22 protein-coding genes are annotated in these 25,650 nt (G+C 28.6%); 16 read left to right on the top strand and 6 right to left on the bottom strand.

The window, feature by feature from the left end; all coding sequences use genetic code 11:
* The gene (gene guaB, locus HMPREF0078_RS01110; protein ID WP_004838182.1) at window positions 1-1,452 is read left to right on the top strand and encodes an IMP dehydrogenase; all 1,452 of its coding nucleotides are present in this window, start codon (window positions 1-3) and stop codon (window positions 1,450-1,452) included.
* Between the two features lie 429 nt (window positions 1,453-1,881).
* The gene (locus HMPREF0078_RS01115) at window positions 1,882-2,274 is read left to right on the top strand and encodes an ATP cone domain-containing protein (protein ID WP_004838183.1); all 393 of its coding nucleotides are present in this window, start codon (window positions 1,882-1,884) and stop codon (window positions 2,272-2,274) included.
* Between the two features lie 36 nt (window positions 2,275-2,310).
* On the opposite strand, the gene HMPREF0078_RS01120 is transcribed toward HMPREF0078_RS01115, so the two are convergent.
* Genes HMPREF0078_RS01120 through HMPREF0078_RS01130 form a run of 3 tightly spaced genes read right to left on the bottom strand, consistent with a single transcriptional unit; the run spans window position 2,311 to window position 4,791 of the window.
* The gene (locus HMPREF0078_RS01120; protein WP_004838184.1) at window positions 2,311-3,003 is read right to left on the bottom strand and encodes an LrgB family protein; all 693 of its coding nucleotides are present in this window, start codon (window positions 3,001-3,003) and stop codon (window positions 2,311-2,313) included.
* Window positions 2,996-3,346 (bottom strand): CidA/LrgA family protein, encoded by a 351-nt coding sequence (locus HMPREF0078_RS01125; protein WP_004838185.1) that lies wholly within the window; start codon window positions 3,344-3,346, stop codon window positions 2,996-2,998. The genes HMPREF0078_RS01120 and HMPREF0078_RS01125 overlap by 8 nt, the downstream gene beginning before the upstream one ends.
* 17 nt (window positions 3,347-3,363) lie before the next feature.
* Window positions 3,364-4,791, bottom strand: coding sequence for an FAD-binding oxidoreductase (locus HMPREF0078_RS01130; RefSeq protein WP_004838188.1), 1,428 nt, complete (start codon window positions 4,789-4,791; stop codon window positions 3,364-3,366).
* An 867-nt stretch (window positions 4,792-5,658) separates the two neighbouring features.
* Here HMPREF0078_RS01130 and HMPREF0078_RS01135 point away from each other — a divergent pair.
* The 9 genes from HMPREF0078_RS01135 to murJ all read left to right on the top strand — a co-directional run bounded on the left by HMPREF0078_RS01135 (window position 5,659) and on the right by murJ (window position 15,884).
* Window positions 5,659-6,795 carry an acyl-CoA dehydrogenase gene (locus HMPREF0078_RS01135; protein ID WP_019118130.1) on the top strand — a complete coding sequence of 379 codons (1,137 nt, stop codon included), beginning with the start codon at window positions 5,659-5,661 and terminating at the stop codon, window positions 6,793-6,795.
* 30 nt (window positions 6,796-6,825) lie between these two features.
* On the top strand, window positions 6,826-7,638 hold the full coding sequence (locus HMPREF0078_RS01140) for an electron transfer flavoprotein subunit beta/FixA family protein (protein ID WP_004838191.1): 813 nt from the start codon (window positions 6,826-6,828) through the stop codon (window positions 7,636-7,638).
* A 10-nt stretch (window positions 7,639-7,648) separates the two neighbouring features.
* Window positions 7,649-8,653: an electron transfer flavoprotein subunit alpha/FixB family protein gene (locus HMPREF0078_RS01145; protein WP_004838192.1), complete on the top strand. Its 1,005-nt coding sequence runs from the start codon at window positions 7,649-7,651 to the stop codon at window positions 8,651-8,653.
* 152 nt (window positions 8,654-8,805) lie between these two features.
* On the top strand, window positions 8,806-10,143 hold the full coding sequence (locus HMPREF0078_RS01150; RefSeq protein ID WP_004838193.1) for an acetyl-CoA hydrolase/transferase C-terminal domain-containing protein: 1,338 nt from the start codon (window positions 8,806-8,808) through the stop codon (window positions 10,141-10,143).
* A 112-nt stretch (window positions 10,144-10,255) separates the two neighbouring features.
* Complete coding sequence (locus HMPREF0078_RS01155) at window positions 10,256-11,098, top strand: 3-hydroxybutyryl-CoA dehydrogenase (protein ID WP_004838194.1); 843 nt, start codon at window positions 10,256-10,258, stop codon at window positions 11,096-11,098.
* Between the two features lie 130 nt (window positions 11,099-11,228).
* Window positions 11,229-12,071, top strand: a complete 843-nt coding sequence (ispE, locus tag HMPREF0078_RS01160) for a 4-(cytidine 5'-diphospho)-2-C-methyl-D-erythritol kinase (protein WP_004838196.1) — start codon at window positions 11,229-11,231, stop codon at window positions 12,069-12,071.
* Window positions 12,064-12,813: a glutamate racemase gene (murI, locus tag HMPREF0078_RS01165; protein WP_004838197.1), complete on the top strand. Its 750-nt coding sequence runs from the start codon at window positions 12,064-12,066 to the stop codon at window positions 12,811-12,813. The genes ispE and murI overlap by 8 nt, the downstream gene beginning before the upstream one ends.
* Window positions 12,814-13,135: 322 nt before the next feature.
* The gene (locus HMPREF0078_RS01170) at window positions 13,136-14,143 is read left to right on the top strand and encodes a M15 family metallopeptidase (protein ID WP_004838198.1); all 1,008 of its coding nucleotides are present in this window, start codon (window positions 13,136-13,138) and stop codon (window positions 14,141-14,143) included.
* Window positions 14,144-14,357: 214 nt separating this feature from the next.
* Window positions 14,358-15,884 (top strand): murein biosynthesis integral membrane protein MurJ, encoded by a 1,527-nt coding sequence (gene murJ / locus HMPREF0078_RS01175; protein ID WP_004838199.1) that lies wholly within the window; start codon window positions 14,358-14,360, stop codon window positions 15,882-15,884.
* A gap of 66 nt (window positions 15,885-15,950) precedes the next feature.
* Here the strand turns inward: murJ and HMPREF0078_RS01180 are convergent, their stop codons facing one another.
* The 3 genes from HMPREF0078_RS01180 to HMPREF0078_RS01190 all read right to left on the bottom strand — a co-directional run bounded on the left by HMPREF0078_RS01180 (window position 15,951) and on the right by HMPREF0078_RS01190 (window position 20,709).
* Window positions 15,951-17,678, bottom strand: a complete 1,728-nt coding sequence (locus HMPREF0078_RS01180) for a vWA domain-containing protein (protein ID WP_004838201.1) — start codon at window positions 17,676-17,678, stop codon at window positions 15,951-15,953.
* The gene (locus HMPREF0078_RS01185) at window positions 17,671-18,579 is read right to left on the bottom strand and encodes an AAA family ATPase (RefSeq protein ID WP_004838203.1); all 909 of its coding nucleotides are present in this window, start codon (window positions 18,577-18,579) and stop codon (window positions 17,671-17,673) included. Before HMPREF0078_RS01185 ends, HMPREF0078_RS01180 begins: the two co-directional genes overlap by 8 nt.
* 195 nt (window positions 18,580-18,774) lie before the next feature.
* On the bottom strand, window positions 18,775-20,709 hold the full coding sequence (locus HMPREF0078_RS01190) for an acyltransferase family protein (protein ID WP_004838204.1): 1,935 nt from the start codon (window positions 20,707-20,709) through the stop codon (window positions 18,775-18,777).
* A gap of 353 nt (window positions 20,710-21,062) precedes the next feature.
* Here HMPREF0078_RS01190 and HMPREF0078_RS01195 point away from each other — a divergent pair, with 353 nt between their 5' ends.
* Genes HMPREF0078_RS01195 through HMPREF0078_RS01215 form a run of 5 tightly spaced genes read left to right on the top strand, consistent with a single transcriptional unit; the run spans window position 21,063 to window position 25,637 of the window.
* On the top strand, window positions 21,063-22,229 hold the full coding sequence (locus HMPREF0078_RS01195) for an ABC transporter substrate-binding protein (RefSeq protein ID WP_039920357.1): 1,167 nt from the start codon (window positions 21,063-21,065) through the stop codon (window positions 22,227-22,229).
* A 52-nt stretch (window positions 22,230-22,281) separates the two neighbouring features.
* Entirely contained in the window at window positions 22,282-23,169 is an 888-nt protein-coding gene (locus HMPREF0078_RS01200; protein ID WP_004838207.1) for a branched-chain amino acid ABC transporter permease, read from the top strand.
* A gap of 1 nt (window position 23,170) precedes the next feature.
* The gene (locus tag HMPREF0078_RS01205; RefSeq protein WP_004838209.1) at window positions 23,171-24,151 is read left to right on the top strand and encodes a branched-chain amino acid ABC transporter permease; all 981 of its coding nucleotides are present in this window, start codon (window positions 23,171-23,173) and stop codon (window positions 24,149-24,151) included.
* On the top strand, window positions 24,144-24,926 hold the full coding sequence (locus tag HMPREF0078_RS01210) for an ABC transporter ATP-binding protein (protein WP_004838210.1): 783 nt from the start codon (window positions 24,144-24,146) through the stop codon (window positions 24,924-24,926). Before HMPREF0078_RS01205 ends, HMPREF0078_RS01210 begins: the two co-directional genes overlap by 8 nt.
* A 3-nt stretch (window positions 24,927-24,929) precedes the next feature.
* A complete protein-coding gene (locus tag HMPREF0078_RS01215) occupies window positions 24,930-25,637 on the top strand; it encodes an ABC transporter ATP-binding protein (RefSeq protein ID WP_004838212.1) in 708 nt (235 codons plus the stop codon).
* Window positions 25,638-25,650: the final 13 nt, after the last annotated feature.

Below are 25,650 nucleotides of genomic sequence, written 5' to 3' on the forward strand. Positions count from 1 at the left end.
ATGCAAATAATAGGAGAAGGATTAACATTTGATGACCTACTTTTGGTTCCAGGACCATCAGAAGTTCTACCAAACGAAGTTTCATTACAAACAAATCTAACAAAAAAAATTAAATTAAATATTCCTTTGATGTCAGCGTCAATGGATACTGTAACTGAATCAAAAATGGCAATTGCCATGGCAAGACAAGGTGGAATTGGAATAATCCACAAAAATATGTCAATTGAGGACCAAGCTAAAGAGGTTGATAGGGTAAAAAGAAGTGAACACGGAGTAATAACCGATCCTTTTTATCTAAAACCAGAAAATATTTTAAAAGAAGCCCTTGAGATTATGGCAAATTATAAAATAAGTGGTGTTCCAATTGTTGATGATAATATGACTTTAAAGGGAATTTTGACAAACAGAGATGTGAGATTTCAAAATGATGAAAATGTAAAAATTGACGACATCATGACAAAGGAAGGTCTTATTGTTGGTCAAGTTGGGATTTCTATGGAAGAAGCTGTCAAAAAAATGGAATCAGGAAAAGTTGAAAAGCTTCCAATAGTTGATGATGATTTTAAATTAAAAGGATTAATTACAATAAAAGATATAGAAAAATCAAGACAATATCCAGATTCTGCAAGAGATGAGCATGACAGATTATTGGTAGGGGCTGCAGTAGGAATTACTCGTGATATGATGGATAGGATTGACGCCTTGGTTCGTGCAAAAGTTGATGTTGTAACTGTTGATACAGCTCACGGTCATTCAAAAGGAGTAATTACTGCAATAAAAAAAATAAAAGAAAAATATCCAGATTTACAATTAATAGCAGGAAATGTTGCAACAGGGGAGGCTACAAAAGATTTGATAAAAGCAGGAGTTGATGCTGTAAAAGTTGGAATCGGCCCTGGCTCAATTTGTACAACAAGAGTTGTAACAGGAGTTGGAGTTCCACAAATTTCTGCAATAATTGATTGTGTAAAGGCTGCAAAAGATTCACAAATTCCAATTATAGCCGATGGTGGTATAAAATATTCTGGAGATATTACAAAGGCTCTCGCTTGTGGAGCAAGTGTAATAATGGCAGGATCTTTATTTGCAGGAACAGAAGAATCCCCAGGAGAAACAATTGTCTTTGAAGGAAAACAATATAAAGAATACAGGGGCATGGGTTCACTTTCTGCAATGAAATCTGGTTCAAGTGACAGATATTTCCAAAATGATACCAAAAAATTTGTACCAGAAGGAGTAGAGGGAAGAGTTGCTTTAAAAGGATATGTTGGAGATGTAATTTACCAACTTCTAGGTGGACTTCGCTCAGGAATGGGCTACGTTGGTGCAGGAAATTTAAAAGAATTAGAAGAAAAATCAAAATTCGTAAAAATCTCCCCAGCAACCCTCGTAGAAAACCATCCACACGATATTCAAATAACAAGAGAATCTCCAAACTATACAAAAAAATAATAAGTAAAAGATTGGATTTTGTCCAATTTCAGAGCGTAGACAAACCCTCAAGCACGAATATCGGACTTCAAAAATTGTTGATTTCTAAATTCCAAAATTCTAAAAACGCAAACTCGCTAACGCGATGACAGATAAATAGCTTAAAATTGTGCTAGTGGCACGATTTTAATATTTATCCCTAGGAATAAAACAAAGAATTAAAATTTAATTGAATTTAATTTATTTAATAAATTATCATAGCTTTAAATTTTAGAGTGCGTTTTTTTGACGAATTTTAAAATTTGAAATCAAATCAATTTTTTCCGTATGATATTCTTAGCGTGAGGATTTGTATACTTTATCAACAGTCTGAGATTGGATTTTGTCCAATCTTTTATTTTCTAAAAAATTAGGGTAAGAATATAAAAAGAAAAAAAATTAGGGGGATATATGTCAGATCTTACAAAAATAATTATTGATTATTATAAAGGAAAAAATTTATCAATAGAAGAAATTGCAGATGAATTGGATAAAGCGAAGATTGAAGTAATTGAAAATTTTTTGGACAACAAATTATATGTTAAAAAAAGAAATGGAAAAATTGAATTATTTGATATTGACAAGATATTAAGATCAATAAAAAATGCAGCAAGAGATGGAAATATTGACCTTAATACATCAGATATATCAATTTTAAAAAATGATTTAATGAAAATGGTAGAAAAAAACCACAAGAGAATTATTCCTACAGCAAAAATAAAAGAATATGTAGAAAATATTTTATATGAAGATGGCTACAAAAAAGTATTAGAAAACTACAAATCATATATTAAAAGCAAATAAAATGAGCCTTTTATGGCTCATTTTAAATTTCTTATTTTAAATTATAATTTCTACAAGTTTCATAGCAAGTGGCATTATTATTACTGCAGTAATTCCTGCAATTGCAATTGAAAGCCCACTCATTGCTCCTTGAATTTCTCCCATAAGTCTTGCTTGACTTGTTCCAACTGCGTGGGATGATGTGCCTATGGCAACTCCTTGGGCAACTGGATCTTTTATTCTAAATATTTTCATTACAATAGGGGCAAAAACTGCTCCGCTTACTCCTCTAATTACAACGACAATTGCAGTAAGTCCAATTATTCCTTGGTATTCTCCGGAAAGCGAAATTGCTATTGCTGTTGTTATTGATTGTGGAATTAAACTTGCAACTAAATTTTTATCAATTTGGAATATTTTTGATAAAAATATGGCAAGTACAAATGAAAATATTGTTCCAAATCCAACTCCAACAAGTATTGGCAAAATATTTTTCTTTAGTGTATCAAGATTTGCATATAAATCTAAAACCATTGCAACTGTTGCAGGTCCTATAAAAAATGCTATAAAATCTCCACCTTTTTTGTAATATTCGTAGTCGATTCCTGTAATGGATAAAAATCCTATAATCAAAAGTATAGCAATGAGAAGTGGATTTGCTATAGGAGTTTTTAATTTTTTATTTATCCATTTCCCAATTTCGTAGGCAGCAAAGGATAAAACTATGCCAAAATATTGATTATCAAGCATCTTTCCTCCTTTGTAAAAATTGCACTACAAGTCCTGTAAGAGCCATTGAAATTATTGTTCCAATTATAACTAAAATAATTATTTGGAAAATTTTTCCTTTAATGACATCGACATTAGCAAGTATTCCTACTCCTGCTGGTACAAAAAGAAAAGCTAAATTTTTTAAAATACCATCAGAAGTTTCTTTTATATCTTCACTTTTGAGTATGTTAAATTGTAGGGCGATAAAAAGATAAATCATTCCATAAACAGGTTCTGGTATTGGATAATTTATAATGCTTCTTGTAATAGCTCCTAAAAATAAACAAACACAAAGGATTACAAATTCTTTTAGGTAATTCATAATCAAATCCTTTAAATTTACTCACCTAATAAGGAAATAACTTTATCTGGATTTAAAATCATATTTGGATCAAAGGCTTTTTTAATTCCTCTCATTATTTCAATATTTACGTTACCTTCAAAGCTCTTTAGATATTTTTTCTTTCCGTTTCCTATTCCGTGTTCTCCAGAAATTTTTCCTCCCAAATAATAAGCTTTTTTATAGATTACATCCATAAATTTATCAACTTCTTCTTTAAATTGATCAAGTTTATCTTCTTCATTTGATAGGGTGTAAATATGCAAGTTTCCATCTCCAGCATGGCCGAATGATTTAACATTAAACATATAAGATTCGCTTTCCTTATTAACAAAATTAATATATTCAGCAATTTTTGTTACAGGAACTACAACGTCGCACTCATCCAAAAGTTTATTTTGTGTTTCAATAGCTTCAAGGAAAGAACTTCTTGCAGCCCAAGCATCTCTAATTGAATTTGGAGTATCAGCAACTAAAACATCAATTGCACCATTATCAACCAAAACTTCAGCAGCTTGCTCAAGAGTATTGTCGATTAAATCCTCATCATCGCCATCAAAAGTAATTAATAAATAGGCTCCAACATCAATTCCTTCCATATTTTTAGGGAAAGTTTCTTTGCCTATGTATTTTTCACTAGCTATAACTATATCTCTTTCCATAAACTCAATAGCTTGTGGATTTAAATTATTTTGGAATAATTTAGGAACAGTAGAAATACAATCATCCAAATCTTCAAAAGGTACAATTAAAGAAACAGTATGTTTTGGATTTGGAACTATTTTTAAAGTAAGCTCAGTAATAATTCCAAGAGTTCCTTCACTTCCAACCATCAAATCTTTTAAAGAATAACCAGTAGATGATTTAGAAACAATAGATCCAAAAGTAGTAATTTCTCCACTAGGAAGAACAACTTCCATTTTTCTTACATAATCACGAGTTGTGCCATATTTAACAGCACGCATTCCGCCTGCATTTAATGAAACGTTTCCGCCAAGTGTAGCATTTTTTTCGCCTGGATCAGGTGGATATAAATATCCCTTATCAAGACAAGTTTGAGCCAAAGTACTTAATAAAACACCAGGTTCAACCCTAACAACTAAATTTTCTTCATCAAATTCTAAAATTTTGTTCATGGATTGCATATTAATCATTACGCCATTTTTAATAGCAACACCAGCGCCAGTCAAACCACTACCAGCACCTCTTGCTATAACAGGAATTTTATTTTCATTACAAATTTTCATTATTTTTGAAACATCTTCCTTGCAAGTAGCGTCAATCAAAACATCAGGGATTCCTTCGCCATAAATTGGCATTTCATCGTGGAAGAAATCTTCATTAATTTCTTCTCCTACATAAACTTTTCCATTTACTGATGATTTAATTTGTTCAATAATTTCGTCATTAATTTTGTTGTAATCCATTTTTCCCTCCTAAATGTAAATAGAAATTGTATACTTAACTAAGTTACTTAGTTAATTATGTATCAATTATAACATGGAAAAATCGTATGGGAAAGTTTTCCTTTAATTAAATATAAATATCAATAATAAATAAATTTATAATTTAAAATGAGAAATCATCTTAAATTTCTTAGAAATTCAAAAAATTAAATTTTCTAAGAGCAAATGGGGAATAGACTAAAACAAAATAGAAATTGAAAAATTTTGATTTTTAAATTTGAAAATTTTTAAAATCAAGTCATTTAAATATATTAGCTTTTTAATAATAAACAAAATATATTTGGATTAGATGAAACTTTTTATCTTAAATTTAAGCAAAAAAAATATTTTTCATTCTTAAAATTTAAAAACTGATTTACAAAATAAAATATATAGTTAAAATTCGTAAATATATTGATAAAGATTTGACAGATAGACTGATTGTGATATTATTATAATGTAGGTAAATGTTTTTTGGGAAATCTTTTTACTATAATTAAGAGAAATAAAAATAAAGAAATAAAATTTAGAAAAAAATATTAATTAAATTTTAAATTTCATATAATAATAGTCTAAATTTTGTTTTTTGATTTTGATTTTTAGAATTTTAAATTATATAAAAAATGATAAAGAGAGGGAATTTTAATTTATATAATAACAAGGATAGAACGAAAAAAATTTCCCAAAAAAATTTAGGACTTAAAGCTAAAAGCTTGATAAAAATCGGCTAAAAAGCTTGACAAGTCTAGTTCCGATTGTTAATATAATAACATAGGTAAAAAAGTGTTTCTTACTATTATTTTTAAAAATTTAAAAATAATAAATATGGAAAATTATTTAGGAGAAAATATGTATAAATTATCAGAAGATTATGAAGAAATGAGAGAGATGTTCCATGGCTTTGCAGAAAGTGAAGTTAAACCATTAGCTCAAAAAGTAGATGAAGAGCATATGTTCCCAGAAGAAACAGTTGCAAAAATGCAAGAATTAGGTTTCTTTGGAATTCCATTTGATGAAGAATTTGGCGGTCAAGGTGCTGACACACTTACATACGTACTTGCAGTTGAAGAACTTTCAAAATACTGTGCATCAACAGGTGTAATTTTATCAGCTCACACATCATTATCAGCTGATTGTATCAATAAATTTGGTAATGATGAACAAAAGAAAAAATATTTAACACCACTTGCAAGCGGAGAAAAATTAGGTGCTTTTGGACTTACAGAACCAAATGCAGGAACTGATGCTTCAGGTCAACAAACAACAGCTAAACTTGATGGAGATGAATATGTACTTAATGGTACAAAAATCTTTATAACAAATGGTGGATATGCTGATATTTATGTAGTATTTGCCATGACAGATAAGTCAAAAGGAAATCACGGAATTTCTGCATTCATAGTTGAAAAAGGAACTAAAGGATTTGATTTTGGTACACTTGAAAATAAAATGGGAATCAATGGTTCATCAACTATGGAATTAATTTTCCAAGATTGTAGAATACCAAAAGAAAATTTACTTGGAGAAGAAGGTAAAGGATTTAAGATTGCTATGGCAACTCTTGATGGTGGAAGAATTGGAATTGCAGCTCAAGCTCTTGGTATTGCAGAAGGTGCTTTAGAAAAAGCTGTTCAATATTCTAAAGAAAGAGAACAATTTGGACGTCCTTTAGCTAAATTCCAAAATACACAATTTAAATTAGCTGAAATGGCTATAGAAATTGAAGCTGCTAGAAATTTAGTTTATAAAGCAGCAAGCCTAAAAGATGCTGGAGAAAATTACTCAGTAGCAGCAGCTATGGCAAAATTAAAAGCTTCAAGAACAGCATCATTCGTTGCTGATAGAGCAGTTCAAATTCTTGGTGGATATGGATATATCAAAGAATATGACGTTGAAAGAATGATGAGAGATGCAAAAATTACAGAAATTTATGAAGGTACTTCAGAAGTAATGTTAATGGTTGTATCAGGAGCTCTTTTAAGATAATAATTAAGAAGATAAATTTAGGAGGAATAAATGAATATTTTTGTATGTGCAAAGCAAGTTCCAGATACTAATGAAATCAAAATAGATCCTGAAACTAATACTCTTATTAGAAAGGGAGTTCCTAGTATCTTAAATACTTATGATGCTTTTGCCCTTGAACAAGCTTTAAGAATAAAAGATAATGATCCAGAAAATGTAAAAATCACAGTTATTTCTATGGGACCACCTCAAGCTGAATCTATGCTTAGAGATACTTTGGCAGTAGGAGCTGACAAAGCTTATTTGGTTACTGATAGAAAATTTGGTGGTTCTGATACACTTGCAACAAGTTATATAATCTCAGAAGCTATAAAAGAAGTAGCAAAAAGAGAAGGAGATTATGATATGATTTTCTGTGGTCTTCAAGCTATAGATGGAGATACAGCACAAGTAGGACCAGAAATTGCTGAACATTTAGATTTGCCACAAGTAACTTATGCTTATACAACAGAATTAAACGATGAGGGAATCAAAGTTCTTAAAGAAGTTGAAGGAGGAGCTTTAAATATTCAAGCAAAACTTCCAGCTCTTATAACATTTACAAAATATGGCGATGAAGAATTAAGATATCCAAAAATCAAAAATAAAATGAAAGCTAAAAAAGCTACAATTGAACAAATTACTTTTGAAGAACTAAAAGAAAATATTGACGAAACAGCAATAGGACTTAAAGGTTCACCAACAAGAGTTAAAAAATCTTATACACCTGAACATAAGAAATCTGGAGAAATCTACAACGATGAAGATGCTAGCGTTTCTGTAGATAAGTTAATAAATGCTCTTTCTGATGAGAAACTTATTTAGGAGGATATAGATGAGTGAAAATAAAAATCTTTGGGTAATTGTAGAAACAAAAGAAGATGGATCAGCTGTAAATGTTGGACTTGAACTAATGAATCCAGGAAGAAGAATGGCTGATGCTATTGATGAAAAACTTTACGCTATAATTATCGGATCAAATGTTGATAAAGCTAAAGAAGAAGTAAAAGAATACGGCGTAGATGGAATTATCACAGTTGATAATGAAATTTACAAAGAATATAATACAGAAGTTTATGCAGATGCAATAGACCAATTAGTTAAAAAATATAGTCCAAATATAATTTTGATAGGTGCAACAAATCAAGGAAGAGATTTGGGCCCAAGAGTTTCAGCAAGACTTCACACAGGACTTACAGCAGATTGTACAGAACTTGATATTGACGCTGAGAAAAAAGAAGTTAGATGGACAAGACCTGCATTTGGTGGAAACTTAATGGCAATGATTCTTTGCCCAGATCACAGACCACAAATGGGAACTGTAAGACCAGGAGTATTTTCAAAAGAAGCTATTGGTGCAAAAGAAAATATTGATATAGTTGATGAAGATATTACATTTGAAGGCGAAGCTAGAACAAAAATCTTAGATTTCATTCCAAGAGATGAAGGAGATGAGGTAGATTTAGTAGGAGCTGAATTTATAGTTTCTGGTGGACGTGGACTTGGAGATCCTAAAAACTTTGCATTAATAAAAGATTTAGCTGATGCACTTGACGGAACTGTTGGATCAAGCCGTGCGGCTGTAGATGCTGGATGGATCTCACACTCTCACCAAGTAGGACAATCAGGAAAAACTGTAGGACCAAGAGTTTATATAGCTGTAGGAATTTCTGGAGCTATTCAACACTTGGCAGGTATAAATGCTGCTGATAAAGTTATAGCTATAAACAAAGATCCAGATGCTCCAATATTTGGAAGAGCTGATTATGGTATAGTAGGTGACTTATTTGAAGTAGTACCAAAACTTACAGAAGCAATTAAGAATAAAAAAGCAAATTAATATAAATAAAATTTTAAAATTTGGGTATATCATTATTAGTATCTCAAATTAATTTAAGGATGAGAGAAGTCTCATCCTTAAATTTTTATGGAGATAATTAAAAATTATTCCAATATATAAGTAAAAATATGCGTATTTAATGGGAGGATAACGTGGACTATAATAAATTATATAAGGAAAAACTAATAAGTGCTGAAGATGCAGCAAAATTAGTTAAAGATGGAGATTATGTTGACTACTCTTGGGGAATAATTTCTCCACACGATTTTGATGAAGCATTTGCAAAAGAAATTACTAAGCTTAATGACATCGTTGTCAGAGGAGGAGTAGAATTAGAAAAATTTAAATTATTTGATGCAGATCCAAAAAATGAACATTTTGTTTATAACTCTTGGCATTCATTGGGTGCAATTAGAAAATTAGCTGGAGAGGGAAGAGCATTTTATGCTCCAATAAAATATTCAGAACTTCCAAAATATTATAGAACTTCAATAAAAAAACCAAATGTTTTTGTAACACAAGCAACACCTATGGATGAACATGGTAATTTTAATTTTGGAATTTCTGCATCTCATCTTTACGCTGCAATTGAAAATTCTGATATTGTTATAATAGAAGTAAATAAAAATGTACCAAGAGGACTTGGTGGATTTGAAAATTTTGTAAATATTAAAGATGTAGATTATATAATCGAAGGTTCAAATCCAGAAATGATAGCTTTGGGCAAAGCAAATCCAAGTGATTTAGACAAGGAAGTTGCTAAATATGTAGTAGAAGAGTTAGTTGATGGTGCATGCTTACAAATAGGAATTGGTGGACTTCCTACAGCAATTGGAAAAGAAATAGCAAATTCAGATTTAAAAGATTTGGGAGTTCATACAGAAATGTATGTAGATTCTTTTGTTGAACTAACAAAGGCTGGAAAAATTAATGGAAGTAAGAAAAACATTGACAAGGGTAGACAAGTTTATGCCTTTGCAGCAGGTAGTAAAGAATTATATGATTTTATAGATAATAATGAACAACTTTGTGCAGCTCCAGTAGATTATTGTAATGGAATCGAACAAATTTCTGCTTTAGATAATTTCATGTCAATAAACTCAGCTCTTGAAGTTGATTTGAATGGTATAGTTTCTGCAGAAAGCTCTGGAACAAAACATATTTCAGGTTCAGGTGGAGCTTTAGATTTTATGATTGGAGCTTATAATTCAAAAGGTGGAAAATCTTTTGTAACCCTACACTCATCAAGAGTAGACAAAAAAGGCGTAAGACATTCTAATATTGTTCCAAGATTGATTGAAGGAACACAACCAACAGGTTGCAGAGCAAATACTCATTATGTGGCAACAGAGTTTGGTATGGTTAATTTAAAAGGTCAATCTTTGTGGGAAAGAACAGAGAAATTGATTTCAATTGCTCATCCAGACTTTAGAGATGATTTGATTAAAGAAGCTGAGAGTATGAGAATTTGGAGAAAATCAAATAAATAGTTAAAAAAAAGTCAATATTTCTTGAAAAACTAGGAAAACAATGTTATAATATATATAAGTTATTAATTTAACAAGCGAACGAAACTTTTTTAAAACACACAAAGGAGTAAATATGAAAATTGGTGTAATTGGATCAGGAATTATGGGTGGAGGAATTGTAGAAGTAGCTGCAAAATTCCACGAAGTAGTAGTAAGAGATATTAAAGATGAATTCTTAGAAAATGCAAAAGCTAGAATTGAAAAAGATTATGCTAAACAAGTTTCTAAGGGAAGAATGGAAGAAGATGCTAAAGAAAAAGCAATCAAAAACATTTCCTACACAACAGAAGTAAAAGACTTAGCTGATTGTGATATAGTTATAGAAGCTGCTACAGAAAATCCAAAACTTAAAAAAGAAATTTTCAAAGAATTAGATGAAGTAGTTAAAGAAGGAGCAATACTTGCTTCAAATACATCTTCACTTTCAATAACAGATATAGCTGCTTCAACAAATAGACCAGAAAATGTAATAGGAATGCATTTCTTCAATCCAGTTCCAGTTATGAAACTTGTAGAAGTTATTAGAGGACTCCATACAAGCGATGAAACAAATAAAAAAGTATTTGAACTTGCTGAAGAATTTGGAAAACAACCAATAGAAGTAAAAGAAGGCCCAGGATTTGTTGTAAATAGACTTTTAATTCCAATGATTAACGAAGGAATTGGAGTTTTATATGATGGACTTGCAAGCGTTGAAGATATTGATAAGGGAATGCAACTTGGAGCAAACCATCCAATGGGACCTCTAGCATTAGCTGACCTTATAGGACTTGATACATGTCTTGCAATTATGGAAGTATTATTCAATGAATTTGGTGATAGCAAATATCGTCCAAATCCATTATTAAGACAAATGGTAAGAGCAGGAGATCTTGGTAGAAAAACTGGTAAAGGATTCTACGATTACTCTAAATAAATTTAAATTTACAAATGGACTTTGCGAAAGCAAGGTCTATTTTTTTATTTTAATTTTTCGATTTGAAATTTTTTATTTTATATTTTTATTTCACTCAAAATCTTTATGATATAATTGTAGAGAGGTAATTATGGAAAGAAAATGCTATGGAAAAATTAATCTTAGTCTTGATTCTTTGTATAAAAGAGATGATGGTTATCATGAAATTGATACAATTATGACTAGGATTTCTTTGTTTGATAAATTAAAAATTGAAAAAAATAATACTAATGAAATTAAAATTAAAACAAATAGCCAAATTTTATCAAGGGAAAATATTGAAAATAATTTGATTTACAAGGCTTGGAATATTTTAAAAGATAGGGTTAAATCATGTGGAGTAGATGTGTTTTTGGAAAAAAATATTCCTATTGCGGCGGGACTTGCTGGTGGTTCAACAAATTGTGCAGAAATGATTTTGGCTTTAAATGAGCTTTGGAATTTAAATTTGAGTGATGATGAGATTTTTAAAATTGGGAAAAGTTTAGGAGCTGATATTCCATTTTTCTTTTTGAAAAAATCTGCAAGAGCTCAAGGTATTGGAGAAATTTTATCTCCTTTTGATATAAATTTAGATATGAAAATTCTTTTGGTAAATGATGGGACAAGTATTTCTTCAAATTTTGTATATAAAAGATTAAAAGATTATGGAAATATTGAAACTAAAAAAATAATTGAAGGTTTAAAATCTTCTGATAAAAATATTGTAAAATATTTTTCTAATGTGATGGAAGATGTGGTATATGAAAATTTTCCTCATCTTTATAAAATAAAAAATAGACTTGAAAATCTAGGGGCAGCCAAAGCACTTCTTAGTGGTAGCGGTGCAAGTATTTTTGCTGTATTTTTTGATGAAGAAAAAATTAATTATGCATTAAATGAAATAAAAAATGATTATAAATTTGTTGAAAGGGTGAATTTAATAGATGACTAATATTGGTGTATTTGATTCAGGACTTGGAGGGCTTACTGTTCTTAAAGAATTGTCTAAAAAGCACAAGGCAAATTATTTTTACCTTGGAGATAATAAAAATGTTCCTTATGGAGATAAGTCAAATGAAGAAATAATTGAGCTTTCAAAAAAAATAGTAAAATTTTTATTAAAGAAAGATATTGATTTTTTTGTGATAGCTTGTAATACAATTTCTACTGTTGCAATAGAATATCTTAGAAAAGAATTTGATAAAAAATTTATTTCAATTACAGATCAAGCAATAAAAAAATCCTTAGAATGTGAAGGGGATATTTTTGTTATGGCTACAAAGGCAACGTGCTTACAACATACTTATAAAATTAAAATTGAAGAAAATTCTAATAAAAAAGTTTTTGAAAAAGCTTGTCCATTACTTGTTTCCCTTATAGAAAAAGGAATAGTAAAAGGAGATGTGCTTGATAAGGCTTTAAAAGATTATTTGGAACTTGCAAATGAGAAAAAAATTGAAAATATAGTTTTAGGTTGTACCCACTATCCTATAGTAGAAGATGAAATTTTTAAAAATTTAAACTACAAAGCAAATATTATTGACCCTGCTAATGTTTTGGCACAAAATATAAAATTTGATGAGAATGAAAAAAAATATATAGAAATATATATGACAGATGTAAATGAAATTTCTCAAGAAATGACAAATAAAATAATGGGAGAAAAAATTAAAATTCAAAAAGCTAGTTTATAGTTAATTAATTTGATAAAAAATTCATAATAAAAACTTATATGGTTTTTTAAAAAAAGTAAAAAATTTTATAAAAATGTATTAAAAAAATCGCTAAAATTAAAAAAAATTAATTTTTAGCGATTTTTTTTCAAATATTTTACAAAAAAAATCATTTATACTATACATATTTTTTTATACTTGTGTTATAATGGAGTTAAGAAAATATTAAAAAGTTTTGTAAAGTCTTTTATTATAGATTGAAATACATTTATATGATTTTACAAACTATCCCACAGACGTAAATTTAGTTATATTGAAATAGATTTAAGGAAGAAAACTAAAAATGGCAAACAAAAGTATTAGAGATTTAAGACGTAAAAAGGTAAAAGAAAGAAAAATAAAAAGAAGAAATAATTTAATAAAAGTTGGAATTTGTGCTCTTTTGATAACAGGAGCTTTGAATATAGATTTTAAAAAAAGTAGTGATGATTTTCAAATTAGAAAACCAATAGAAAACAGATATGCTCAAGCTAATAAAAAACAAGAAAATGAAGTGCTTAAAGAAGAACTAAAAAATGCAAAAACTCAAGTTGCAACTCCTATTGGTTTTGAAAATGTAGTAATTAGTGATGGGGAAAAAATTGATGATGATGGATATAGTGATACTATGAAATCCTATGTCAAATCTCTTAAAAGTCAATATTGCTACCAAGAGCCAAGCGATTTTACAAAAACTGATGTAAGCATTAATAGCAACCAATACATAGAATATTTTGGTACAGAAAATTCTTTCTCAAAAATTAAAATTAATGATGAATTTTATTATGTAAATAAATATGGTCTTGGAAAGCTTAAAGATAGCGAAAATATTAGTGTAGTGAATGGAGTTGTTTTTGTAAATGAATCAAATCCTTTGCCTAAAGATTTTAATCCAGGCGTTGATTCTACAAGCAAAAAAGCTTTTGATACTATGCTTATTGATATGCAAAGAGAAGGCTTGGATATAAAAATCGCATCTGATTTTAGGATGGGACAAAGTGAAGAAAAATTGGTAGATCAAAATAATCCTGATGCTGATTTGCCTTATACAAGTGACCACCAAACAGGAACAAGTTTTGATTTTTATACTGGACAAAGCAAATATTCAGACAAATTTAAAGATACAAATGAATATAAGTGGCTAAAGGAAAATTCTTATAAATATGGTTTTATTCAAAGATACACCAAAGAAAAAGAAGAAATTACTGGCAAAAAAGAAAGGTGCTGGGAATTTAGATATGTTGGTGTAGAAAATGCAAAATCTATGTATGAGAATAGTCTTTCTTTGGAAGAATACTTGAAAATAAAATAATAAATTATAGCACAAGTGATAGCTTTATTTCTTGTGCTTATTTTTATTTTTAATTTTTTTAAACAATAAATAAGATAAAAGAAAATTAAAGAGTTTATAAAATTATCGTAAAATTTTTCTAAGATAATAGACTTAATTATGGATAAATTTATCCATTGAAAGAGGATTTTTTAAAGATATAATAAAATTTATAAATTAAAAAAGAGAGGTAATTATGGGACAAACTGCTTTTATGTTAATGCTTGTAACAATTCTTTCTAAAGTTTTTGGATTTTTGAGAGAATCTGTTATGGCTTATTTTTATGGAGCGGGGGATATAGTTGCAATTTATGCTGTTGCAAATACTCTTCCTGTAGTAATTGCAAATTTTGTTGCGTCGGGTATTATATATGGTTTTATTCCGATTTATACCAAGGCAAAAAATGAAGAAGGCGAAGAAGTTGCTGAAGAATTCACATCAAATATTTTTAATATTTTGATGGTATTTGGTCTTGTAGCAGTTATTTTTGGTTTTATTTTTGCTGGAGCATTTTGTAAATTATTTTCTCCTGATTTAAAAGGCGAACTTTTACATACTGCCATAGTTTTTACAAGAATTATAATGTTTGCAATATTTGCATATTTATATTCAGCTGTTTTTAGGGGATATTTAAATTTAAAAGGCAATTTTTTTATTCCGGCTGTAACTGGATTGATAATGAATGTTATAATAATTGCCTTTACAATTATTAGCGGACTTGCCAAAAATCCTTACCTACTTGCTATAGGTTGTTTGTTGGGAAATGTTTTGCAATATATAATGTTTCCTAAGGCAAATAGGGAGCATGGATATAAATACAAGAAAAAAATAGATATTCACAATAAATATATTAAGTCTCTAATTATGATTGCAATTCCTGTTATAGTTTCATCAGCTGCAGGAGAGATAGCTCTTACAGTAGATAATTCTATGGCATCATACTTTTTTGGAAATGCATCAATATCATTTTTGAGATATTCAAAAACACTTTTGGCACTGATTACAGGAGTAATAACAGTTTCAGTTACAACTTCAATATTTCCTACCATTTCACATTTGGGACAAAAAGGAGATATAGAAAATATGAAAATTCAAATAAATTCAGCTATAGTTTTGACTATGCTTTTGGTAATACCAGCAACAATTGGAATGATGTCTTTGGCAGAGCCAATAATAAAATTGGTTTATCAAAGGGGAGCTTTTGATAATAAATCTGTAGTAGTTACAGCATCAATGCTAATTGCCTATGCGCCATTTGTTATTTTTCAATCATTTTCTGATGTAATCGACAAGGGATTTTATGCAGTTGGAGATTCAAAATCGCCAGTAATAATTGTAGTTATCCAACAAATAATAAATGTAATTTTGAATTTTATTTTGATACAATTTTTTGACATTCAAGGTCTTGCCTTAGCAACTGCAATTTCTGCTGCGGCTGGTGCAATTATGATGTTAATAAAATTTAGGAAAAATTTTGGAAGAATTAATTTCAAGACTTCTTTAAAATCTTTGATAAAAATTACAGTTTTATCAATTTTGATGGGATTAATTGCAAGTGTTATTTATGGAAATTTGAGTGGGAAAATGTCATATCTTTTGGCTATGTTTATTGCCATAATAATAGCAGCAATATTTTATGCGCTTACAATTTTATTTGCAAGAATTCCTGAAGTTATGAAAATGGTAAATCGTCTTTACCATAAATTTTCTAAGAAAAAATAAAAAATAATTTAAAAGGCTGGTAAAAATTATAAATTATTATGGTTTATAATTTTTTGCCAGCCAATTTTAATTTGCTATTAAATTTTTCATATAAATTGAAACAATTTTGGAGAAATTGTCTAAATTTTTTATCCTACAAAAATCTGCTCCATAAATTAATTTTGCATTTTCTATATCTTCATCTTCTCCAGTAAAAACTCCCAAAACTTGGATTCCATCGCTTTTTAATGCTCTTATTTCTTTTGCAGTATCATCAACTGCTTTTTTGTCTATATATTGGTCCTTGATTTTTGCATTTACTGTATTTATATTGTGTTTTTCATCGTTTGGGCGACCGTCTGATAAAATTATCAAAATTTTTCTTACACTTTCATTTTTATCTTCATTAATTAATTTGTGGATTGTTTTAAAGGCAAGGCCATCTCTATTTGCACCTGATGCAAAAAAATTATAAATATTTTCATTATTGCCCTTGTCTTTAAAATCCCTGTACATATTAAAAACTGTATAATCTCTCAAAGTTGAAAATGAAGAAACTCTTATTGGAATATTTACCTTGTCCATGGCATTTGCAATTATAAAAGCTTGGTTTGCAACAAGATTTTGCCTTTTAATTTGGCTTGCAGATCCATCAATTAGTAAATCCATTTGAAATTTTGGTTTTGGATCTTTGTTATTTGAAAAAAATACTTTTGATTCATTTAAAACAGGAGCCCTCCAAACATTTATAGAATCAAGAAGTCCATAATTTTTTCTGTAAAGCTCATCTTCTTCGTGATTTGCCAGAGAATTTTCTATAGTTCTTGTAAGCTCATTTACAGCTCTGTTGTTTATTGAAAGATTATTTTCAATATATTCTTTTGTTTTTTCCCTTTGTTTTTTTCTAACTTTCTGATTGAATCTTGCATTTGGAGAATCAGTGTATTCTCCCTTTGTAAAATACAATTTTTTTGACTTATGGATACCCTTGGCAAGTTCTTTTTCTAATAATTCTTGCCTTTTTTTGCTTATAGAAAGTTTTCCATAAAAATCTTCAATAAAGGAATCTTCTCTTTTTTCTTTTTCCTTATCAGATTTTTCAAAGATAAATATATCCTTGTTCATATCTTCTTTTTTTTCTTCAAAATAAATATAACCATTAAACTCCGCAGATTGAATTTGAAATTGGTCTTCAATATTTTTTTCAACATCAGCCTCTTCCAAATCTTCGTGGTCAAAATTTTTGGGCTTTTCTTCCTTTACCATTTGATCAAAAAGTTCATTGTATTGGTCAAATCTTTCAAAAAGAAAATATTTTTTAAAAAGATCATTTAATTTATCTATAATCTCACTTGATTTGTAAGTATCAATTGAAAAAAGCTCATAATAAAAATCTCTTACAAGTTTTGCTTCGGTTATGGGTTTATTAAAAATTTTCCCATAGTAGGCTTTTTCGATTTGTTCATAAACATTGTCGGTTTCTTTTTTGTATTGGTATTTGTCGAGAATTTTTTTTGCATAGGATTTTCTTAAATCTTTTATAACAAGATTTGTTTTTTCTAATTTTTTGTAGGATAAATCTTCCAACAAAAGAAGGGTGATTGCCTTAAATTCTTCAAAAAATGGGTTGTCTTTTTTTAAATAGGAAAAAAAAGAAGAAAATAAATCAAGCCTAAAATTTTTAAACTTGTATCCCTCAATTATATTTTTATAATTTTTATCCATAGGATAGTAGGATTTTGGAAAAATTTTATAATCATCAGCAAAATCCCAAATCACATTCATTGCCCTTAACTTTTCAAAAGTATCAGTCATCAAATACACTCTCTTTGATTTCTTTTGGAAGTTTTGAATCAACGCTATCTCTTACAAGCTCTCTTTCAAATTCATCAAAAGATTTATTAATAAGTCCCATTTCAATTGCATCGTATGGGTTAAGTCCAATCTCCATTGTTTCTATTGCAGAAATTAGTCCCCTAAGGTCAACTGATTTTGTAGAAATTTCTGAATTTTCACTTTTTTCTTGGAGAGATTCAAAAATGTCTATAAAAGTATTCATATATTTGTCCTTTAATTTTGGAAATTTATCTTTTAGTAAATGTTTTAAATTTTCTCTTGTAATATTGGGCATATTTATAACCATAAATCTTGATGCCAAAGCTTCGTTTACTTCTCTTGTTCCAACATAACCATAATTCATTGTTGCAATAAATCTTGTTTTATCGTCAAGTTTTATTTTGTCATAACCTGGAATATCAATTACACGTCTGTGATCTAAAGTTGCGTGAAGAACAGAGATAGCTTCATTTTTTGCCATATTAATTTCATCTAAAACTCCAAAGCCGCCTTTTTTTGCACATTCATAAACAGGACCTTTTCTAAATACGACTTTTCCGTCTTTGAAAGTGTCAGCTCCAACCAAGGAATTGTAATCAGTATTTACGTGAAAAGAAATATCCCATGATGGACGGTTAAAAATATAAGAAAGATTTTGAGCTAAAACATTTTTTCCTGTAGCCTTTGGACCAGAAAGTAAAATATTTTTTCCAGATAAAATTGCAGTTATTGCTTTTTTCAAAACATCTTCTCCATAATATTTAAATTCTGGTTTAACAATCCTATCTTTGTCTTCATCATCTATATCTTCATTTCTAAATTCTATAATTTTATCTATTAATTTTTGATCTAAATTTATTTCATTTAAATAATCTATCATAATTCACCTCATTTGCTATTATACAACAAAAATATTCTTAGGCTATTGATAAAGTTCATTTTAAATTTGAAAATATTTCAAATAAATTTTTTGTTTAAAACAGTATAGAGATTTTAAAATGGAAATTTTCAAAAAAATAAAAGCGAAGAAAGTCATTTAAGACTTCTACGCTTTTAGATATACATTATTTAATTATTACTTAGCAAAAGAATTTATTATTTCTCTTTCAATTAGATTTCTATAAGCTTTTGCACCTTCAACTTCTGGATGAACCATATCTTTTGCAAATAAATTTGCTTTTTCCTTTGCAAATTTATACCAATCAACCATGTAGGCATTTTTGTTTTCATCGCAGAATTTTTTGATTTTAGAATTAATAGTCATCTCCCAAGATTGACTATTTACAGTATTTACAAAATAAACTTTTCTTCCTTCAGAAATATTTAAAATATCTACCATATTTTGCTCGCTTAAAGTTCCGTTAGAACCAAGGCTTACAAGAACAATATTGCCAAGGCCGTTTTTATTTTTTATATCTTGCAATACTTTTGGGCCATCGGTCATTTGTCTGCCAACTTCTCCATCAAGGTAAAGATTTGGATTAAATTCTCTTAAAAATGGATCAATATTAATTAAAACAGAATCGCCAACAGCAGTAATAGAAGTATTTTTTAAAAATTCTTTTTCCTTATCAGTAAAGTTGAAATCATCATAAGCTTTCTTTTCAAAAACAGGCTCTTTATTTTCTTCTTTATTTTTATTTTTATTTTTATTTTCATTTTCTTTGTTACTTTCATTTTGCTTTGGATCTGTTTCTTTATTTTCGTTTGAAAGCTGATTTTTAGATTTTTCTAAATTTTCTTTATTCTCTTTTTTCTTTTGTTCTTTTACATATTTCTCATTGTTTTTCTTTATATTATCTTGATTTTCACTAATTCTTTTTTCAAGCTCTTTCATATCTTTTTCCTTAGGATTTGGAATAAAAAATGCCAAAGCATTTAATCCCAAAATAAGAGCAGATGTGATAATAAAATATTTTTTAAAATCAAATTTTCTATTTAAAATAACGTAAGTTAGCTCTGATAAAATCAAAACAATAATTATTTCCAAAATATAAGCTATAATCCTACTTTTGCTTGTGTGGGCAAAAGCATAAGAAAGAAAAGTGCTTATTATATATTGCCACAAATAAATGTAATAAGATCTAAGGCCTATATAATAAAGGAAAGTTTTGAAAATTCCCATTTCTTTTTTCTTTATTACAAATTTATTTTCCTTTTCATAAGAGTACAAAACGCCAATTAATAACGCTTGAATAAGAGTGTAGATTGGGATTATTATTCTGTAAGTATATAAGTTTTCACCACTTACAAAAAAGTAAGCGATAAAAGTTAAAAACAAAAGAGCATACAAAATATATTTTTCAGAAAAATTTTTCTCCTTTGCAAATTCAAAAATTTTTGAAAAATAATCTATCAAAAGATAAGCAAGAGCTCCAATAAAAATAGCATTTATTCTAACATCAGGTCCATAATAAATTCTTGAAATATTATTTTTATCAAAAGAAAAAATAATCATCAACAAAATACTTATTGCAGAAATAAGAGTAAAAAGATAAATTTTTATATTCTTACCAGAAAATTTATCCTTATATTTATTTATAAAATAGTTTACCAAATAAAAAATAAGGATAAATTGAACTTGCATGGATATATACCAAAAATGTGTAAACATATCAAAATATCCATTTTTTGTAAAATATGAACCACCCTTAAAAATTTGATATAAATTTTGAAAAGAAAGGGCTGTAGGTAAAGATGATTTTATAGAATCATGAAAAATTATTCTTGAAAAAATCAAAGCAAAAACCAAAGACAGGCTTATAACAAAATACAAACTTGGCAATAGCTTTTTGAATCTTTTTTTTATAATCGATTTAAATTCATTAAAATCATAATCATCTATAGTATTTAATTTTTTCATCATTAAAAATCCACTCATTACAAAAAAGCCAATTACTGCCATAAAACCACCAGGAAGAAATTGCACTGATGAATGAAATATGGAAATAGCAATAATAAAAATAGCTCTTAAAAAAGTGAATGAATCAATTTGTTTTTGTTTTCTCATGTATCCCCCAATGAATTTTATTATAGGCGAAAAAAGAAAAAATATCAAGAAAAGTGCGAAATTGTAACCTTTGTAAACTATCGGAAAATAAATATTTTAAAATAAAATCACATAAATAAACCATAAAGCACTATTTAACATCAAATAAATAATAAATATACCTTTGCATAAAATTATAAATAAATATTCATTTTAAAAATCAAAAAATAATAACAAGATAAACATTGAAAAAAAGACAATAAAATAATCAAATAAAAAATATTTGACAAGATGAAAATCCTGTGCCATAATTATTATTATAAATTTTAATCTTTATTTATACTTAATTATTAAAAAAATATGTGGAGGAAAAAATGAAAAAAACAAAAAAATTAATGACCTTAGCTTTTGCATCAATATTTGCATTTGCAGGATGTCAAGCAAAAAATGGAGAAAATAAAAAATCTGAGAATTCTGACACAATTAAAATTGGAGCAATAATACCACAAACTGGTCCAGTTTCAAATTATGGAAATTCATCAGAAAAAGGAGCTTTGTTAGCTGTTGATGAGATAAATAAAAATGGCGGAATTAATGGCAAAAAAATTGAATGGATTTCTTATGATGATAAGGGAGAAATAACAGATTCAACAACTGCATACAATAAATTAAAAGGAGAAAAAGTAACAGCAATTGTAGGGCCTATTACATCAAAACCTGCTCTAGCAGTTTCTGAAATTGCAAAAAAAGATGGAATTGCTATGATAACTCCGACAGGAACTCAAGGAAATATTACAGAAGGAAAGGATAATGTATTTAGAACTTGCTTTACTGATCCTTATCAAGGAAAATTATTAGCAAAATTTGCAGCAGAAAATCAAAAAGCAAAAAAAGTAGCTATCCTTAGAAATACTTCTTCAGATTATTCAAATGGAATTGCTGATGAATTTAAAAAAGAAGTAGAAAAATTAAAACTTGATTTAGTTGCTGATGAATCTTATGGAGATAATGACAATGATTTTAAGGCACAACTTACAAAAATTGCAAAAGCAAAACCAGATGTATTATTAGTTCCAGATTATTACGAAAAAGTTGCTCTTATAGCTCCACAAGCAAGAGATGCTGGAATTGATGCAAAATTTATTGGTTCTGATGGTTGGGATGGAGTTGTAAATGTAATGGATAAATCTCAATTAGGATTGGTAGAAGGATCATGTTTTTCAAATCACTTTGCTTTAGATAGTGATGACCAAAGAGTAAAAGATTTTGTAAAAAAATATAAAGAAGAAAATAAAGAAGATCCTTCAGCTTTTTCTGCTTTGTCATACGATACAATTTATTTATTAAAACAAGCTATTGAACAAGCGAAAAGCGAAGAAAGTGATAAGATTATAGAAAAAATTAAAGCTATAGAATTTGATGGAATAACTGGCAAATTTAAATTTAATGAAAATCATAATCCAATCAAATCAGCATCAATGATGGAAATAAAAGATGGAACATATAAATTTAATTCAACAGTAACAGCTGATGAAAATTAATAAAAAGGGGGATTGCTAGCTAGCAAAACCCCTTAAATTTTAAGGAGATTTTATGGATTTTTTAATTCAACTTTTTAATGGTCTACAATTAGGATCAATATACGCTTTAATAGCCTTGGGTTATACGATGGTTTATGGCGTAGCAAAATTAATAAATTTTGCCCATGGAGATATTATAATGGTAGGCGCTTATACAATATTTTTTGTTGTTCAAACAAGTCTTTTCAGAAGTGGTTTACCATTATATTTAGCAATAATACCAGCAATTATTGCTTGTACACTTTTGGGAGTTGTAATAGAAAGAATTGCTTACAAACCTTTGAGGAATTCTTCATCAATTTCAATTTTAATTACTGCTATAGGAGTATCTTTATTTTTGGAAAATTTATTTGTAAAAGTTTTTACTGCTAACGCAAGACCTGTTCCAAGTTTATTTAATCAAGCTAGCTTAAATATTTTTGGAATAAGATTATCTTTTCAAACAATTTTTACAATAGTTTTAACTATTATTCTTACAATAATTTTGCAAATTTTTATTTCTAAAACAAAATATGGCAAGATGATGCTTGCTGTTAGTGAAGATTATAAGGCGTCAAGTCTTGTTGGAATAAATGTAGATAATACTATGACGATGACTTTTGCAATTGGCTCTGCACTTGCTGGAGTTGCATCTTTATTGTATGTTTCATCATATCCTCAAATAACTCCTTTTATAGGTTCTATGCTTGGAATAAAAGCTTTTACAGCAGCAGTTGTTGGAGGAATTGGTTCAATACCAGGAGCTGTAATTGGTGGATTTATTTTGGGAATGATAGAAGTTATGACTAGAGCATATCTTTCAAGCTCATACGCAGATGCAATAGTATTTTTGGTATTAATTTTAGTTTTAATAGTAAAACCAACTGGAATTTTAGGAAATATGGAAAAGGAGAAAGTATAAAATGGATAAAAATAAAAAAACATCATATCTAGTTAGCTTTGTCCTTGTATTAGTTTCATTTGCAATTATTCAAATATTAATTTTAAGTGGAATAATCGATTCTTATTGGCAATCAATTCTATTTTTATTGTGTATCAATATAATACTTTCAATTTCACTAAATATAACCGTAGGAAATTTGGGACAAATAACCTTGGGGCATGCCGGTTTTATGTCAATAGGTGCATATAGTGCAGGAATATTTTTGAAAACTGGAATAATAGAAGGAATACCAGGATTTTTTATAGCCTTATTAATTGGAGGGCTGTTTGCATTTTTGTTTTCCCTTGCAATAGGAATACCAGTATTGAGGTTAAACGGAGATTATCTTGCTATAGTAACCTTGGCTTTTGGAGAAATAATTAGGGTTGTTGTAGAAAATTTATCTATTACTGGTGGAGCTCAAGGAATGGCAGGAATACCTACAGTTGATTCTTTTGCTTTAGTATTTTTTGTTACAGTTTTGTGCGTTGTATTTATGTATTCAATTATGACATCAAGATTTGGTAGGTCAGTTTTGGCAATAAAAGATAATGAGCTTGCCGCTGAAAGCTGTGGAATAAATACAACAAAATCTAAAATATTTGCCTTTACTTTATCAGCGCTTTTTGCTGGAGTCGCTGGAGCAATATACGCTCAAACAACTGGAGTAATAGCAGCCGATGTATTTAATTATAATAAAAGTTTTGATATTTTAGTAATGGTTGTTTTAGGAGGAATGGGTTCATTTACAGGCTCAGTAATTTCAACTATAACATTAACCATAGTTCCAGAAATATTAAGAGCATTCGCAGAATATAGGATGATAATTTATTCTGTAATCTTAGTAATTGTTATGATATTTAGACCACAAGGCTTAATGGGAAGAGAAGAATTTTCTATTTCAAGACAAATTGCAAAATTTAAAAGAAAAATCAACAAAGAAGGAGTAAAAAATGGATAAAAGAAGATCTGTATTAAAATGTGATAATATTTCCATCTCCTTTGGAGGATTGAAGGCAGTAAATGGATTTAATCTTGATGTGAAAGAAAAAGATTTAATTGGTTTAATTGGACCAAACGGAGCAGGAAAAACTACAGTTTTTAATATGCTAAGTGGAGTTTATGAGCCAACAGAAGGAGCAATTTATTTAGATGGAGAAAATATAACAGGCTTACCTGTTCATAAACTAAGTCAAAAAGGAATAGCAAGAACTTTTCAAAATATAAGATTATTTGATTACTTATCAGTTGTAGATAATGTAAAAGTATCTATGAACAGAGATATGAGATATAAAATTGTTGATGGAATGCTTAGGCTTAAAAATTATTGGAAAGAAGAAAGAGAAGCAACAAAAAAAGCCTTGGATATTTTAAAAATTTTAGGACTTGCAGCTTATGCGAATGATAGCGCAGGAAATTTATCCTATGGAGCCCAAAGAAAATTAGAAATAGCAAGAGCTCTTGCGACAAATCCAAAATTATTATTATTAGACGAGCCGGCTGCAGGAATGAATGCAATTGAAACAGAATCATTGATGGATACAATTAGAATGATAAGAGATAATTTTAATTTATCAATTGTTTTGATAGAACATGACATGAAATTGGTTTTGGGAATTTGCGAAAAACTTTACGTATTAAATCATGGAATAGTTATAGCAAAAGGAAAACCAGAAGAAGTTGTTAAAAAAGATGATGTAGTAAGCGCATATTTGGGAAGTGGATATGGAGAATAAAAAATGCTTAATGTAGAAAATTTAAATGTATATTATGGAAATATCCACGCTATAAAGGATGTTTCCTTAAAAGTAAATAAAAAAGAAGTAGTTTCATTAATTGGAGCAAATGGAGCAGGAAAAACTACAACCCTTCAAGCAATATCTTCTTTGCTTGAAAAAAGAAGCGGAAAAATCACTTTTGAAAACGAAGATATAACAAATAAAAAAGCATACAAAATAACAAGGCTAGGAATTGCACAAGTTCCAGAAGGAAGGAGAGTTTTTTCAAATCTTTCAGTCGTAGATAATATAAATTTAGGTTCAGTTGCAACAAATTTAAAAGACAAGGAAAGGGAAGAAAAAATTGAGAGAATATATGAGCTTTTTCCAGTTTTAAAAGATAGGAGAAATCAAAAAGCAGGAACTTTGTCAGGAGGAGAACAACAAATGCTTGCTATGGCAAGAGCTATAATGACAAATCCAAAATTGCTTTTATTAGACGAACCATCAATGGGACTTTCGCCTCTTTATGTAGAAAAAATATTCGAAACGATAAAAGTTTTAAAAGAAGAAGGCTCAACTATTTTACTTGTAGAACAAAATGCAAATCTTGCCCTAGATATATCAGACAGGGCTTACGTAATAGAAACAGGAAAAATTGTAAAAGAAGATAAGGCAGAAAACCTTAAAAATGATCCTGCAGTAAGAAGTGCATATTTAGGAATTTAAAAAACTAGGAATT

The sequence above is a fragment of the Anaerococcus vaginalis ATCC 51170 genome (assembly GCF_000163295.1).
Classification (GTDB): domain Bacteria; phylum Bacillota; class Clostridia; order Tissierellales; family Peptoniphilaceae; genus Anaerococcus; species Anaerococcus vaginalis.

Excerpts from the sequence above, each read along its gene's own strand:
- HMPREF0078_RS01205 (WP_004838209.1), top strand. The coding sequence starts at position 23,171 with ATGGATAAAAATAAAAAAACATCATATCTAGTTAGCTTTGTCCTTGTA.
- HMPREF0078_RS01195 (WP_039920357.1), top strand. The coding sequence starts at position 21,063 with ATGAAAAAAACAAAAAAATTAATGACCTTAGCTTTTGCATCAATATTT.
- HMPREF0078_RS01120 (WP_004838184.1), bottom strand. The coding sequence starts at position 3,003 with ATGCTTGATAATCAATATTTTGGCATAGTTTTATCCTTTGCTGCCTAC.
- HMPREF0078_RS01130 (WP_004838188.1), bottom strand. The coding sequence starts at position 4,791 with ATGGATTACAACAAAATTAATGACGAAATTATTGAACAAATTAAATCA.
- guaB (WP_004838182.1), top strand. The coding sequence starts at position 1 with ATGCAAATAATAGGAGAAGGATTAACATTTGATGACCTACTTTTGGTT.
- HMPREF0078_RS01185 (WP_004838203.1), bottom strand. The coding sequence starts at position 18,579 with ATGATAGATTATTTAAATGAAATAAATTTAGATCAAAAATTAATAGAT.
- murJ (WP_004838199.1), top strand. The coding sequence starts at position 14,358 with ATGGGACAAACTGCTTTTATGTTAATGCTTGTAACAATTCTTTCTAAA.
- HMPREF0078_RS01200 (WP_004838207.1), top strand. The coding sequence starts at position 22,282 with ATGGATTTTTTAATTCAACTTTTTAATGGTCTACAATTAGGATCAATA.
- HMPREF0078_RS01140 (WP_004838191.1), top strand. The coding sequence starts at position 6,826 with ATGAATATTTTTGTATGTGCAAAGCAAGTTCCAGATACTAATGAAATC.
- HMPREF0078_RS01215 (WP_004838212.1), top strand. The coding sequence starts at position 24,930 with ATGCTTAATGTAGAAAATTTAAATGTATATTATGGAAATATCCACGCT.
- HMPREF0078_RS01190 (WP_004838204.1), bottom strand. The coding sequence starts at position 20,709 with ATGAGAAAACAAAAACAAATTGATTCATTCACTTTTTTAAGAGCTATT.
- HMPREF0078_RS01180 (WP_004838201.1), bottom strand. The coding sequence starts at position 17,678 with ATGACTGATACTTTTGAAAAGTTAAGGGCAATGAATGTGATTTGGGAT.
- HMPREF0078_RS01210 (WP_004838210.1), top strand. The coding sequence starts at position 24,144 with ATGGATAAAAGAAGATCTGTATTAAAATGTGATAATATTTCCATCTCC.
- HMPREF0078_RS01125 (WP_004838185.1), bottom strand. The coding sequence starts at position 3,346 with ATGAATTACCTAAAAGAATTTGTAATCCTTTGTGTTTGTTTATTTTTA.
- HMPREF0078_RS01170 (WP_004838198.1), top strand. The coding sequence starts at position 13,136 with ATGGCAAACAAAAGTATTAGAGATTTAAGACGTAAAAAGGTAAAAGAA.
- murI (WP_004838197.1), top strand. The coding sequence starts at position 12,064 with ATGACTAATATTGGTGTATTTGATTCAGGACTTGGAGGGCTTACTGTT.
- HMPREF0078_RS01145 (WP_004838192.1), top strand. The coding sequence starts at position 7,649 with ATGAGTGAAAATAAAAATCTTTGGGTAATTGTAGAAACAAAAGAAGAT.
- HMPREF0078_RS01155 (WP_004838194.1), top strand. The coding sequence starts at position 10,256 with ATGAAAATTGGTGTAATTGGATCAGGAATTATGGGTGGAGGAATTGTA.
- ispE (WP_004838196.1), top strand. The coding sequence starts at position 11,229 with ATGGAAAGAAAATGCTATGGAAAAATTAATCTTAGTCTTGATTCTTTG.
- HMPREF0078_RS01115 (WP_004838183.1), top strand. The coding sequence starts at position 1,882 with ATGTCAGATCTTACAAAAATAATTATTGATTATTATAAAGGAAAAAAT.
- HMPREF0078_RS01135 (WP_019118130.1), top strand. The coding sequence starts at position 5,659 with ATGTATAAATTATCAGAAGATTATGAAGAAATGAGAGAGATGTTCCAT.